This window comes from Caballeronia sp. LZ029 (assembly GCF_031451275.1).
Taxonomy (GTDB): domain Bacteria; phylum Pseudomonadota; class Gammaproteobacteria; order Burkholderiales; family Burkholderiaceae; genus Caballeronia; species Caballeronia jiangsuensis.
In genome coordinates this window covers 86,413-98,600 of record NZ_JARUXO010000003.1, presented here as the reverse complement: position 1 = coordinate 98,600, position 12,188 = coordinate 86,413, and the positions used below count along the sequence as shown (strand labels likewise).

The 12,188-nt window shown below is 63.1% G+C and carries 14 protein-coding genes; 8 read left to right on the top strand and 6 right to left on the bottom strand.

Annotation, left to right across the window (positions count from 1 at the left end; all coding sequences use genetic code 11):
* The first annotated feature begins 236 nt into the window (after positions 1–236).
* The 4 genes from QCE73_RS19830 to QCE73_RS19815 all read left to right on the top strand — a co-directional run bounded on the left by QCE73_RS19830 (position 237) and on the right by QCE73_RS19815 (position 4,043).
* Entirely contained in the window at positions 237–863 is a 627-nt protein-coding gene (locus tag QCE73_RS19830) for a glutathione S-transferase N-terminal domain-containing protein (RefSeq protein ID WP_309883224.1), read from the top strand.
* 16 nt (positions 864–879) lie between these two features.
* Positions 880–1,515: a glutathione S-transferase family protein gene (locus QCE73_RS19825; RefSeq protein WP_309883223.1), complete on the top strand. Its 636-nt coding sequence runs from the start codon at positions 880–882 to the stop codon at positions 1,513–1,515.
* Positions 1,516–1,605: 90 nt separating this feature from the next.
* Positions 1,606–3,249 (top strand): acyl-CoA synthetase, encoded by a 1,644-nt coding sequence (locus tag QCE73_RS19820; RefSeq protein WP_309883222.1) that lies wholly within the window; start codon positions 1,606–1,608, stop codon positions 3,247–3,249.
* A gap of 14 nt (positions 3,250–3,263) precedes the next feature.
* On the top strand, positions 3,264–4,043 hold the full coding sequence (locus tag QCE73_RS19815) for an enoyl-CoA hydratase (RefSeq protein WP_309883221.1): 780 nt from the start codon (positions 3,264–3,266) through the stop codon (positions 4,041–4,043).
* Positions 4,044–4,047: 4 nt separating this feature from the next.
* On the opposite strand, the gene QCE73_RS19810 is transcribed toward QCE73_RS19815, so the two are convergent.
* Both QCE73_RS19810 and adh read right to left on the bottom strand, forming a co-directional pair.
* Positions 4,048–4,437 carry a DUF779 domain-containing protein gene (locus QCE73_RS19810; RefSeq protein WP_035508707.1) on the bottom strand — a complete coding sequence of 130 codons (390 nt, stop codon included), beginning with the start codon at positions 4,435–4,437 and terminating at the stop codon, positions 4,048–4,050.
* Between the two features lie 56 nt (positions 4,438–4,493).
* On the bottom strand, positions 4,494–6,014 hold the full coding sequence (adh, locus tag QCE73_RS19805) for an aldehyde dehydrogenase (protein ID WP_035508704.1): 1,521 nt from the start codon (positions 6,012–6,014) through the stop codon (positions 4,494–4,496).
* 526 nt (positions 6,015–6,540) lie between these two features.
* On the opposite strand from adh, the gene QCE73_RS19800 reads away from it, so the two are divergent.
* Together QCE73_RS19800 and QCE73_RS19795 are read left to right on the top strand one after the other, a co-directional pair.
* The gene (locus QCE73_RS19800) at positions 6,541–7,938 is read left to right on the top strand and encodes an OFA family MFS transporter (RefSeq protein ID WP_309883220.1); all 1,398 of its coding nucleotides are present in this window, start codon (positions 6,541–6,543) and stop codon (positions 7,936–7,938) included.
* A 22-nt stretch (positions 7,939–7,960) separates the two neighbouring features.
* On the top strand, positions 7,961–8,098 hold the full coding sequence (locus QCE73_RS19795; RefSeq protein WP_035508698.1) for a hypothetical protein: 138 nt from the start codon (positions 7,961–7,963) through the stop codon (positions 8,096–8,098).
* Between the two features lie 82 nt (positions 8,099–8,180).
* Here the strand turns inward: QCE73_RS19795 and QCE73_RS19790 are convergent, their stop codons facing one another.
* Positions 8,181–8,483 carry a type II toxin-antitoxin system RelE/ParE family toxin gene (locus tag QCE73_RS19790; RefSeq protein ID WP_309883219.1) on the bottom strand — a complete coding sequence of 101 codons (303 nt, stop codon included), beginning with the start codon at positions 8,481–8,483 and terminating at the stop codon, positions 8,181–8,183.
* Positions 8,480–8,722 (bottom strand): type II toxin-antitoxin system ParD family antitoxin, encoded by a 243-nt coding sequence (locus QCE73_RS19785; RefSeq protein ID WP_309883218.1) that lies wholly within the window; start codon positions 8,720–8,722, stop codon positions 8,480–8,482. Before QCE73_RS19785 ends, QCE73_RS19790 begins: the two co-directional genes overlap by 4 nt.
* A 521-nt stretch (positions 8,723–9,243) precedes the next feature.
* Between QCE73_RS19785 and QCE73_RS19780 the strand changes: the two genes are divergently transcribed.
* Positions 9,244–9,549, top strand: a complete 306-nt coding sequence (locus QCE73_RS19780) for a high-potential iron-sulfur protein (protein WP_035508692.1) — start codon at positions 9,244–9,246, stop codon at positions 9,547–9,549.
* 7 nt (positions 9,550–9,556) lie between these two features.
* Here QCE73_RS19780 and QCE73_RS19775 read toward each other — a convergent pair whose 3' ends face one another.
* Positions 9,557–10,243 (bottom strand): DUF4019 domain-containing protein, encoded by a 687-nt coding sequence (locus QCE73_RS19775; RefSeq protein WP_309883217.1) that lies wholly within the window; start codon positions 10,241–10,243, stop codon positions 9,557–9,559.
* Here QCE73_RS19775 and QCE73_RS19770 point away from each other — a divergent pair.
* Positions 10,242–11,114, top strand: a complete 873-nt coding sequence (locus QCE73_RS19770; RefSeq protein WP_309883216.1) for an endonuclease/exonuclease/phosphatase family protein — start codon at positions 10,242–10,244, stop codon at positions 11,112–11,114. The two genes, QCE73_RS19775 and QCE73_RS19770, sit on opposite strands and share 2 nt — an antisense overlap.
* Here the strand turns inward: QCE73_RS19770 and QCE73_RS19765 are convergent.
* A complete protein-coding gene (locus QCE73_RS19765; RefSeq protein ID WP_309883215.1) occupies positions 11,111–12,178 on the bottom strand; it encodes a M14 family metallopeptidase in 1,068 nt (355 codons plus the stop codon). The genes QCE73_RS19770 and QCE73_RS19765 overlap by 4 nt on opposite strands.
* Between the last annotated feature and the right edge of the window lie 10 nt (positions 12,179–12,188).

The window sequence follows — 12,188 nt, the reverse complement described above, 5'->3', positions numbered from 1 at the left end:
GGTGTGAAGTGCTTAGGCTGGGGAGAGCTGTTTCTTTGGTTACTTTCTTTGCAGCAGCAAAGAAAGTGACTGCCGCCCCGCACAGGGGCAGTGCTAATAGACCAACGCGAATACGGGATCCGGCAACAAAAACCCGAACCCAACCGATAAGCAAAATCCAGCGAAACTCCCCAACTCACTCTAAGATTGACCCTTCGACGCGCCGAACGCGGCGCACCACCGGAGGATGACATCGAATGCTGACGATCTGGGGCAGAGCCAACTCGGTCAACGTGCAGAAAGTGCTGTGGTGCTGCGATGAACTAAACCTCGCGTACGAGCGCATCGACGCGGGCCTGCAATTCGGTCGCAACAACGAACCCGGCTATCTCGAGATGAACCCGATGGGCCGCGTGCCCACGCTCGTCGACGCCGATTTCGTGCTGTGGGAATCGAATTCGATCATCCGTTATCTCGCGATGCAATACGGCCCGGCCACCACGCTCTACCCCGCCGAGCCGAAGATTCGCGCAAGCGCCGACCGCTGGCTCGACTGGGCGCTCTCCACGCTGCAACCGGCCGAGCGCCCGCTCTTCTGGGGCTATATCCGTACGAACGCCGCAGATCGCGACGTCAAGCAACTCGCCGCCGCCGCGAGCGAAGTCGAAAAGCTCTGGCGCGTCATCGATACGCATCTGAAAGGCCGCGACTATCTCGAAGGCAACACGTTCACGCTCGCCGATATCGTCATCGGCGCTTATGCGCGCCGCTGGTTCGGCATCGCCGAACTCGTGCGGCCGTCGTTGCCCGAGCTGGAGCGCTGGTACGTGGGCATCACGCAGCGCGCAGGCTTTCAGCGTCATGTGTCGCCTGCATTGACCTGAACCTGGACGCATCGCCATGACCATCGAACTGCATACCTGGAACACGCCCAACGGACGCAAGATCAGCGTCGCGCTGGAGGAAATGCAACTGCCCTACACCGTGAAAACGGTGAACATCACGAAGGGCGAGCAGCATGCGCCCGGCTTTCTGCGCATCAGCCCGAACAACCGCATTCCGGCGATCGTCGATCCGCACGGCCCCGACGGTCAGCCGATCAGCATTTTCGAATCCGGCGCGATCCTGCTCTATCTCGGCGAAAAGACCGGCAAGTTCCTGCCCGCAAATTTGCGCGAACGCGTGCCCGTGCTCGAATGGCTGATGTGGCAGATGGGCGGCTTCGGCCCGATGCCGGGGCAAGTGCATCACTTCCGCATGGTCGAGGCGGAATGCGACCGGCGCTATGCACTGAAGCGCTATTCCGATGAAACCCGCCGTCTGTATGGCGTGCTCGACACGCGTCTCGCGCAGGTGGAATACGTGGCAGGCGATTTGTCGGTTGCCGATTTCGCGATTCTCGGCTGGGCGTGGCGGCACGAGCGTCATCAGGTTTCGCTCGATGATTACCCCAACGTCAAGCGCTGGTACGAGGCGCTCTTCGCGCGCCCGGCCGTCAAACGCGGCTTCGAGGTGAAGCTCGACGATCTCGTCTGACGTTCGCGTGGTGCGCCTGCGTCAGTCGTGTGTAAGGCTTGCGGGCATAATCGAAGAAAACGCATTGAAATGCGCGCACAGGAGACGACGATGACACCCGGCATGTACGACGATGGCCTTCCCAAAACGGCCGCCAACTTCGCGGCGCTGACGCCGCTCATGTTCATCGAGCGCGCGGCGTCCGTGTATCCGACGCGCCCCGCGATCGTGCACGGCGACGTGCGGCGCAACTGGGCCGAAACCTACGCGCGCACGCGGCGGCTCGCGTCGGCGCTCGCGGCACGAGGCATCGGTCTCTCCGATACCGTCGCCGCAATGCTGCCCAACACGCCCGAAATGGTCGAAGCGCACTTCGGCGTACCGATGACGGGCGCCGTGCTCAACACGCTCAACACACGGCTCGACGCCGCCACGCTCGCCTTCATGCTCACGCACGGCGAAGCGAAAGCGGTGCTCGTCGATCGCGAGTTCTCGGACGTGATGCGTAAAGCGCTCAAAGACGTGCCGCAAGACGTCCTCGTCATCGATGTCGACGATCCGCAGTACACGGGCGCGGGCGAGCGCATCGGCGAAATCGACTACGAGACGTTGCTCGCGAGCGGCGATCCCGCATACGAATGGTCGCCGCCATCGGACGAATGGAACGCCATCTGCCTGAACTACACGTCGGGGACGACGGGCAATCCGAAGGGCGTCGTCTATCACCATCGCGGCGCCTACACGAATGCAGTCAGCAATATCCTCGAATGGGACATGCCGAAGCACGCCGTGTATTTGTGGACGCTGCCCATGTTCCATTGCAACGGCTGGTGCTTCCCGTGGACCGTCGCGGCCCGCGCGGGCGTGAACGTGTGCCTGCGCCGCGTCGATGCGAAATCCATCCTCGATCTGATCCGCAGCGAACGCGTCACGCATTATTGCGGTGCGCCGATCGTGCAGAACCTGCTCGTCAACGCACCCGACGAGATGAAGGCCGGCATCGAACAGAAGGTTCACGCGATGGTCGCGGGCGCCGCGCCGCCCGCCGCGATGATCGAAGGCATGGAGCGCATGGGCTTCGAGCTGACCCATGTCTACGGTCTCACCGAGGTCTATGGCCCGGCCACGGTGTGTCCGCAACAGGCCGAATGGAGCGCGCTCGATATCGGCGAGCGCGCGCGGCTCAATGCCCGGCAAGGCGTGCGCTATCACCTGCAGGATGCGGTGACCGTGCGCGATCCGATTTCGATGGAGCTCGTGCCTTCGGACGGCGAGACCATCGGCGAGATCATGTTCCGCGGCAACATCGCGATGAAAGGCTATCTCAAGAACCCGGCCGCGACGGAAGACGCGTTTCGCGGCGGCTGGTTCCATACGGGCGATCTCGCGGTCGCCTATCCCGATGGCTATGTGCGCATCAAGGATCGCAGCAAGGACATCATCATCTCGGGCGGCGAGAACATATCGAGCATCGAAGTGGAGGATGTGCTGTACCGGCATCCGGCCGTGCTCGCGGTGGCCGTCGTCGCGAAACCGGATGCGCGCTGGGGCGAAACGCCATGCGCGTTCGTCGAACTGAAGTCCGGCGCGCAAGTCAGCGCGGAGGATCTGATCGCGCATTGCAAGAAGCATCTGGCGGGATTCAAAGTGCCGCGCGCAATCGAGTTCTGCGAGTTGCCGAAGACATCCACCGGCAAGATTCAGAAATTCGAATTGCGCAAGCGCGCGGGTTCGGTGACCGCGATCGATGTCTGAAGGAGAGCATGAGCATGAGCGAACTCGTTCTGATCGAAGGCGATGCGTATGAAACCCGGGGCGTCGTCAAGCTCACGCTGAATCGGCCCGATGCGTTCAACGCGTTATCGGAAGCGATGCTCGAAGCGCTCGAACGCGCGCTGAAAGACATCGCCCAATCGGATGCGCGTGTCGTCGTGCTCGCGGGCGCGGGGCGCGCGTTCTGCGCCGGCCACGATCTCAAGGAGATGCGCGCGGAACCCGCGCTCGATTACTATCGCGCGCTGTTCGCGCGCTGCTCGCGCATGATGCTGACGATCCAGCGCATGCCGCAGCCGGTCATCGCGCGTGTGCATGGCGTCGCGACCGCGGCGGGCTGTCAGTTGGTCGCGATGTGCGACCTCGCGGTGGCATCGAGCGAAGCGCGTTTCGCCGTATCGGGCGTGAATCTCGGGCTCTTTTGCGCGACGCCGGGCGTGGCGCTGTCCCGCAATGTAGCGCGCAAGGCCGCGTTCGAGATGCTCGTCACCGGCGAATTCATCGATGCGGCGACCGCGTGCGAACGCGGCCTCGTGAATCGCGTCGCGTCGCCAGCCGAACTCGACGATGCCGTGCGCACGCTTGCCGCGACCATCGCCGCCAAACCGCGCGAAGCGGTCGCGGCGGGCAAGGGTTTGTTCTATCGGCAACTCGAAACCGGCATCGAAGCTGCATATGCACTCGCATCGGAAACGATGGCCTGCAACATGATGCAGGACGCCGCGCTCGAAGGAACGCAGGCGTTCATCGAGAAGCGTCCGCCGCGTCGGGATTGAACGCCTAAGTCACGTGCTCGACCGGATGCTTGTCGAGCCACGCGTTCTCTTCATCGCTGTATAGACGGGAGCGCGTGAGAAAGCGCAAACCCGACGGACGCTCCAGCGAAAACATGCCGCCATTGCCCGGCACGGCATCGATGATGAGCTGCGTGTGCTGCCAGTACTCGTACTGCGATTCGGTCATGTAGAACGGCACGCCGCCGATCGCGCCCAGCTTGACGTCCGAGCCGCCGACCATGAATTCCTTGACCGGAAAGCACATCGGCGCACTGCCGTCGCAGCATCCGCCGGATTGATGGAACAGCACCTCGCCGTGCTCGGTCTTGAGCTTTTCGATCAAGTCGATCGCGGCGGGCGTCGCGGTCACGCGCTGCACTTCCTGTTCGCTCATGATGTCCCCGTTGTTCGAGCCGGCCGCCGCCGGAAACGGCGACGGCCCCGCAGGCTTTAGAAGAAGCCGAGCGGCTTGTCGCTATAGCTGACGAGCATGTTCTTCGTCTGCTGATAGTGATCGAGCATCATCTTGTGATTTTCACGTCCGATGCCCGACTGCTTGTAGCCGCCGAACGCCGCGTGCGCCGGATACGCGTGATAGCAGTTGGTCCACACGCGTCCCGCCTGAATCGCGCGGCCGAAGCGATAAGCCCGCGTGCCGTCGCGCGTCCACACGCCCGCGCCGAGACCGTAGAGCGTATCGTTGGCGATTTCGAGCGCCTCTTCCTCGGTCTTGAAGGTCGTCACCGACAGCACCGGCCCGAAGATTTCCTCCTGGAAGATGCGCATCTTGTTGTGGCCTTTGAAGACCGTCGGCTTGATGTAATAGCCGTTCTTCAGTTCGCCGTCGAACGTGGCGCGCTCGCCGCCGGAGAGGCATTCCGCGCCCTCCTGCTTGCCGAGATCGATATACGACAGGATCTTCTCCAGCTGCTCCTGCGACGCCTGCGCGCCGATCATCGTCTTCGTGTCGAGCGGATGGCCCTGCGCGATCGCCGCGACGCGCTTCAACGCGCGTTCCATGAAGCGCTCGTAGATCGATTCCTGCACGAGCGCGCGCGACGGGCACGTGCACACTTCGCCCTGATTCAGCGCGAACATCGTGAAGCCTTCGAGCGCCTTGTCGAAGAAGCTGTCGTCGGCGTTGAGCACATCCTCGAAGAAGATGTTCGGGCTCTTGCCGCCCAGTTCCAGCGTCACGGGAATCAGGTTCTGGCTCGCGTACTGCATGATGAGGCGGCCCGTCGTGGTCTCGCCGGTGAACGCGATCTTCGCGATGCGCTTGTTCGACGCGAGCGGCTTGCCCGCTTCCAGACCGAAGCCGTTCACGACGTTGAGGACGCCCGGCGGCAGCAGATCGCCGATCACTTCGAGCAGCACGAGAATCGACGCGGGCGTCTGCTCGGCCGGCTTCAGCACGACGCAGTTGCCTGCGGCGAGCGCGGGCGCGAGCTTCCACACGGCCATCAGAATCGGGAAATTCCACGGAATGATCTGCCCGACGACGCCGAGCGGCTCATGGAAGTGATACGCGACCGTATCGTGATCGATCTCGGAGATGCCGCCTTCCTGCGAACGCGCGGCGCTCGCGAAATAGCGGAAGTGATCGATCGCGAGCGGAATGTCGGCGGCCATCGTCTCGCGTAGCGGCTTGCCGTTGTCGATGGACTCGGCCAGCGCGAGACGCGGCAGGTTCTGCTCCATGCGATCGGCGAGCTTGAGCAGCACGTTCGCGCGATCGGTGACGGAAGTCCTGCCCCACGACACCTTCGCCGCGTGCGCCGCGTCGAGCGCGGCTTCGATATCGGCTTCGCGCGAACGCGGAATCGACGTGAAGGGCTCGCCCGTGATCGGCGAGATGTTGTCGAAATACTCACCGCCCGCCGGCGGCACCCACTTGCCGCCGATGTAGTTGCCGTACTGCTTCTTGTAGGGGTATTCGGTGCTCAGGAACTGCATCTCTGCGTGATTCATTTCTATGTGCTCCTCGCATGTCGACGTGAACGGGCCGGTACTGCCGATGTCCGGCGCCGGTCGCTCTTGATTGCGAGTTCCATGCCATGCCTTGCGCGACGATGCGACCGGCGCGCAAGCCGCATCGTCACGCGGTTTCGGGACGCATCGTCAGGGTTTCCACGAGGCCGATGTGAACTGTTCACATTCAGAACACCTGCCCCGTCGCTGTAGCGATGCGACACAAGATCCCGGCAGCGCAGACGCGCCCGATTCGCCTCGGGCAAACGCTTATGGCACGGGTGTTCATATTGCAAAGCCTTACGCAGTTGTCTATGGTCATGCCAGCCGTGGCAAAGCGCCGCACCTATATGGCATTTGATCGCATGTTTGGATGGCGCGAAATGGCCTTGCGAGCGCGCGATGCAGACCGCATCGACGTTCGCACGACCACGGCGGGCTGCTCGTGTCCGGCCACCCCGGACGCCGGCACCTCAAGCAAACGATGAGCGCGCACGTGCATGCATGACGCGCCACGGAGACCACAATGAACAGCACAATCAATCAGGGGGCCGTGCACGGCCCGACAAGCTTCTTCTCCAAGGAGGCGACCATCGCCCGGCCCGGGTTCTCACGCTGGATGGTGCCGCCCGCCGCGCTGGCTGTTCACTTGTGCATCGGGCAGGCGTATGCGTTCTCGGTGTTCAATGCGCCGCTCACGAAGATCATCGGCATCACGAAGTCCGCGCCGGATGACTGGTCGCTGACGACGCTCGGCTGGATCTTCTCGCTGGCTATCGTGTTTCTCGGCTTGTCCGCCGCGTTCGCCGGCAAGTGGCTGGAGAAGGTCGGCCCGCGCCGCACGATGTTCACCGCGGCCTGCTGCTTCGGCGGCGGCTTTCTCGTTTCGGCGCTCGGCGTCTATCTGCATCAGATCTGGCTGCTGTATCTCGGTTATGGCGTGATCGGCGGCATCGGGCTCGGGCTCGGCTACGTGTCGCCGGTATCGACGCTCATCCGCTGGTTCCCGGACCGCCGCGGCATGGCGACGGGCATGGCGATCATGGGCTTCGGCGGCGGCGCGATGATCGCGGCGCCCGGTTCCGTCGCGCTGATGAACCACTTCAAGAGCGCGACGAGCGCCGGCGTCGCGGAAACGTTCGTCGTGCTCGGCGTGCTCTATTTCATCTCGATGACGATCGGCGCTCTCGCGATCCGCATCCCGCCGGTGGACTGGAAGCCGGCTGGCTGGACGCCGCCCGCGACCGCCAGCAAGATGATCACGCGAAACCACGTGCACATCGATCAGGCGCTGAAGACGCCGCAGTTCTATCTGCTGTGGCTCGTGCTGTTCCTGAACGTGACGGCGGGCATCGGCGTGCTCGGCCAGGCTTCGGTGATGATTCAGGAGAGTTTCAAGGCCTCGATCACGGCGGGCGCGGCGGCGGGCTTCGTCGGATTGCTGTCGCTCTTCAACATGGGCGGGCGCTTCGTGTGGGCGTCGGCATCGGACTGGATCGGGCGCAAGAACACTTACTTCGCCTTCTTCGCGCTCGGCGCGGTGCTGTACTTCCTCGTGCCTCACTTCGCGGGCTCGGGCAATATCGCGCTGTTCGTGCTGGCGTACGGGATCATCCTCTCGATGTACGGCGGCGGCTTCGCGACCATTCCGGCCTATCTGGCGGACATGTTCGGCACGGCGTTCGTCGGCGGCATTCACGGCCGGCTGCTGACCGCGTGGGCGGCGGCGGGCGTCGCGGGTCCGGTGCTCGTCAATTACGTGCGCGCGTATCAGGTAGCGCACGGCGTCGTCGGCGCAGAAGCGTACACGATGACGCTGCACATCATGGCCGCGCTGCTCGTCGTCGGCTTCCTCTGCAATCTGCTCGTCACGCGCGTGCATGAGAAGCATCACATGGACACGTCGGCGCAGACGGCAAGCTAAAAGTCAAAAGAGGAGATTCGCGATGAATACTCGCATCGATACACAGGAAGCGCACCCGTCGAATAAAGGGCTGCTCGTGCTGTTCTGGGCGTATGTGCTGATTCCGCTCGCATGGGGCGTCACGAACACGCTCACGCAGGCAGTCAAGCTGTTCCACTGATTGGGCAGGTGATGTTTGCGCGCGCCGGACGGCCGATGTGGTTCATCGGCTCACGGCGCGCGTTTCATTTGGCGACGGCAAGCTATTCGGCTTCGCCGAGATGAGCTGAAAGATCCATCTGCTGATGAAGAATCCGCACGATCTGGATCGTGTCCGCGGCATCCTTGAAGAAGAGCACGTGCATGCCGACGAGCGCCTTCCGATAGCCGTCACGAATGTCTTGGGCAGACAGGCTGCGCTGCGTGCCCGCGCCGAGTCCGACGACCGTGTCCTGGATCATGCGCACATAGCGCTCGGCCTGTGCGGGGCCCCACTTGTCAAACGAGTAGTCCCAGATGCCATCGAGATCCTGAATGGCCGCAGGCGTGAATACGCACTGCTTCATCGGCTGGACTTGCGCTTGCGTGCGATGAACGCATCGAAATCCAGCGGCTTCGACGGGCCCGACTGCTCGCCCGCTTCCAGCGCCGCGCGCAATGCACCGAGCTTTGCTTCCTGTTCTTCCAGCAGGCGCAAGCCGGCGCGGACCACATCGCTCGCGGTGCTGTAGCGGCCAGCGCGTACCCGATTCTCGACGAAGTCCGTGAAATGATCGCCGAGCGAAACTGACGTGTTCTTGGGCATGACATTTCCCCGTTGCTTGAGCGTCAAGAATACCAAAAATTGGTATCGACGAGCGCGGGGGAATGCAAACCCACTAGTCCGGATGTTCTCAGTGCCCGCGATCCTCCACCCTGCTCAAGCTGCGGCGCGCGAGCACGCTCATGAAAAGCGTGCTGCTCACGAGCGCCGCCATATACACGCCTGCCATCATCCAGTCCAAGTCACTCACGGTGGTTCTCCTTCGAATTGAGCCGCGGCCGGGGCGCCGCGGGGTTGATTCACGCAATTTCAACTACGTTCTGGCCTGATTTACGGCACGCGCGCGCAAAGGTTTAGTGCGATGGAATGAACGACGTTGGCGTCACGTTGAAAGAGAATGCGAAAACGGGCATCGGAGAAACCGATCGCGCGTGCGATTCCGCAAACGTATGGCATCGAACGACCGCGATCCGGGCAGCGCGGCGTGCGTCGGGGTATCGTTCGACTAGCGCCCCGAGAGCGCACGACGACATTCCCCGCAGACAAAAGAACGGTCCACGACAATGAACACGTCCCGTCGCAGCTTCATGGTTGTCAGCATCGGCATGGGCACGGCGCTGTGGCTCACGCGAGCCCGCGCCGATGCGCCGCATTTGAGCGAATCCGATCCGGCGGCGGTCGCCGTCGGCTACAAGGAGGACGCCGCGAAGGTGGACAAGGCGAAATATTCCAACTTCGCGGCAGGACAGACGTGCGCGAACTGCTCGCTGTATGAGGGCAAGTCGAGCGACGCCTGGGGTGGCTGCTCGCTATTCAACGGCAAACTCGTGGCTGGCCGCGGATGGTGCGCGTCCTACACGAACATGTGAAGCCGGTTCAGCGCACCGAATAGCCGACGAAGCGCCACACCTTGTCCGAATCGAGAATGAACGTCACCATCTCGCGCGACGGCTGACTCGGCTGACTGAACTGGGTGTCGTAGAGAATGTTGATATACGCGCCCGCGGGCAGGTTGCCGGTGCCGTCGTAGCGATAGTGCTTCGCGCCCAAAGGCATGCGCAGACCCGGTGCGCCGAGCGGCGAACGGTCGCGCGCGACCTTCTTCATGAAGTCATCGCGGGAAATGATGCGTTTCGCGATGGGCGAGGCCTGATCCCACACCTCTCCTGCCTTGTTCTGATCGATCAGCGCGACGATGGCCGATGCAACTTGAGCGATGTCACGGTCCTGCTGGTCGAGCGCCGCCTGCTGCTCCTTCGTGAGCGATTGGAGAGCGGCGGGGTAGATTGCTTGCTGCGGTGACTGAGATTGCTGCGCGCGGCAGGCGATGCTGGCGGAGCACAACAGAAACGCGGCCAGCGTGGCGGAGATGCGTGATTTCATGATGCAGACGACTTCGGTTTCTAAGGCGTAGATTGTATCGCCGTCAGCGCCTGAAAACGGTAAGAAATACTTAGTTTCAGAATTTTGCATGGAGACGCAGGCGTACCGGACCAAGCACACGTCTTGCTGCCGATATGAAGGACGATCAACTTCCAACGCTTCTTCGCCGAGGCTGAACATGCGACTCGTCGACTGGAACATCCAATGGGGACGCGGCGTGGATGGCCGCGTCGATCTCGCGCGCATCGTCGCCGAAGCGAAGGCGCTGCACGACTTCGATATCCTGTGCCTCCAGGAAGTGACGCGCGGCTTTCACGAAAGCGAACAGGCGGGCGGACTCGCGGGCCACCCGCGCGCGGATCAATTCGCGGAACTCGAAACGCTGATTCCCGGCGCGACCGTCATCGATGCAATCGGCTCCGACCTGCCGCCCGTGGGCGCCGGTATCGCACGCCGTCAGTTCGGCAACGCGATCGTCAGCCGCCTGCCGGTGCGTCAGGTTCTGCGTCATTCATTGCCGTGGCCCGCCGATCCCGCGAATCCGTCGATGCTGCGCGTCGCGCTCGAAGCCGTCATCGATACGGACGTCGGCCCGCTGCGCATCATCAGCACGCATCTTGAGTTTTATTCGGAGAAACAGCGGCTCGCGCAAGTCGCGCGCTTGCGCGAGCTTCACGCCGAAGCATGCGCGCACGCGCGTCAGCCCGCGAAGGCCGAAGGCCAGGCAAGCCCGTTCGCCGACACCGCGCGTCCGATCTCCGCAATCGTCTGCGGCGACTTCAACAGTGCCTTCGACAGTTCCGCTTATCGCGCGATGCTGGAGCCGCTTGCCGATGCGCCCTCGTTCGTCGATGCATGGACCTGCGCGCATCCGAACGAGCCGCGCGCAGCGACCGTCGGTCTGTACGATCACGATCAATGGCCCGATGGCCCGTTCGCGTGCGACTTCATCTTCGTCACCGAAGAGCTGAAGCCGCGCATCGCGGGCTGCGAAGCGGACCAGTCGAGCCGGTCATCGGATCATCAGCCGATGTGGCTCGAACTGCGTTAAGCGCCCTCTTCGCGCGAAAGGCCGTACAGCGCCTGCAACACCGCCGCCCGCGCCTGACCGACGATCATCCCGCGCCAGATATCGTCGTCGATATAAAACGCCGCGCGAATCTGGCGGCGAATGTCGGCCTTCAGCGCATCGGACGCGTCCGCGTGATGGCGCACCCAGACGTCCGCGCGCAGCATGTCGAGCATGTCGGTGAGCGGCACCGTGCCGTACTCGATCGCGATCGATGCAATCGCGGCATGGGCGCACGTCTGCCGCAAGGTATCGAGCAAGGGCCCGGCGACATCGGCCGCGATCGACGTGCCATCCGCAGGGCTCGTCACGTCCGCGCCCCACCAGCGCCGCGCGCGCGCCACGTCGCCGACGCAAATCTTCGCGCCGAAGCCGCTCGGGCCGAGTCCCGTATGAAAATCGATCCATCCTATCGCCGTGCACGTCTCGCCGTATTCCGCCAGCAGATTGCGCATCGTGCGCGTGCTCCACGCCGTCTCTTCGCCGCCGTAGAACATGCCCTGCGCGTGCGTGTACTGGCCCGTCGTCACCGCCTGCTGATACGCCCATTGCCCGCGCGTGTCGATATAAGCGCGAATCGCCGCGACGTTCGCTTCGTCGGGCGGCCAGCTCGCGGGAACCAGCAGATCGTGCAGTTCCGCGTAGCCAGGGTTCTGCGGCAACGGCCCGCTGAAATCCACGCTGTTGCGATTCAGATCGACATTGCCTTCCGTCGTGCGGCTCAGATACGAAAAGCCATACGGATTGATTGCATGTACGAGCAGCATCGCGACGCCGAGCTTCTCCATCAGCGCGGGCAAAACTTCGTCGCGCATCAACGCGATCTGCGCGCCCGAGCCGCAAAAGCCTTCGACGCCATGCGTCGCGGACGTGAGCACGAGCAAGCGCTTCGCATCGGCCGGGCCGATACGCACGACATCGGTTGCGAGCGTCTCGCCTTCGAGACCGTCGACACCTTCGAGCACGCGCGTATCGACCGCGAGTTTTCGCTCGGCGGCCGTATCGAGAAATCGCTGGCGCGCCTCGCGATAGGTCGATGAAAACATGTCCGCCTCC

Bases quoted from the DNA above. Each gene is read 5' to 3' on its own strand.
- QCE73_RS19830 (WP_309883224.1), top strand. From the start codon at position 237: ATGCTGACGATCTGGGGCAGAGCCAACTCGGTCAACGTGCAGAAAGTG.
- QCE73_RS19825 (WP_309883223.1), top strand. From the start codon at position 880: ATGACCATCGAACTGCATACCTGGAACACGCCCAACGGACGCAAGATC.
- QCE73_RS19820 (WP_309883222.1), top strand. From the start codon at position 1,606: ATGACACCCGGCATGTACGACGATGGCCTTCCCAAAACGGCCGCCAAC.
- QCE73_RS19815 (WP_309883221.1), top strand. From the start codon at position 3,264: ATGAGCGAACTCGTTCTGATCGAAGGCGATGCGTATGAAACCCGGGGC.
- QCE73_RS19810 (WP_035508707.1), bottom strand. From the start codon at position 4,437: ATGAGCGAACAGGAAGTGCAGCGCGTGACCGCGACGCCCGCCGCGATC.
- adh (WP_035508704.1), bottom strand. From the start codon at position 6,014: ATGAATCACGCAGAGATGCAGTTCCTGAGCACCGAATACCCCTACAAG.
- QCE73_RS19800 (WP_309883220.1), top strand. From the start codon at position 6,541: ATGAACAGCACAATCAATCAGGGGGCCGTGCACGGCCCGACAAGCTTC.
- QCE73_RS19795 (WP_035508698.1), top strand. From the start codon at position 7,961: ATGAATACTCGCATCGATACACAGGAAGCGCACCCGTCGAATAAAGGG.
- QCE73_RS19790 (WP_309883219.1), bottom strand. From the start codon at position 8,483: ATGAAGCAGTGCGTATTCACGCCTGCGGCCATTCAGGATCTCGATGGC.
- QCE73_RS19785 (WP_309883218.1), bottom strand. From the start codon at position 8,722: ATGCCCAAGAACACGTCAGTTTCGCTCGGCGATCATTTCACGGACTTC.
- QCE73_RS19780 (WP_035508692.1), top strand. From the start codon at position 9,244: ATGAACACGTCCCGTCGCAGCTTCATGGTTGTCAGCATCGGCATGGGC.
- QCE73_RS19770 (WP_309883216.1), top strand. From the start codon at position 10,242: ATGCGACTCGTCGACTGGAACATCCAATGGGGACGCGGCGTGGATGGC.
- QCE73_RS19775 (WP_309883217.1), bottom strand. From the start codon at position 10,243: ATGTTCAGCCTCGGCGAAGAAGCGTTGGAAGTTGATCGTCCTTCATAT.
- QCE73_RS19765 (WP_309883215.1), bottom strand. From the start codon at position 12,178: ATGTTTTCATCGACCTATCGCGAGGCGCGCCAGCGATTTCTCGATACG.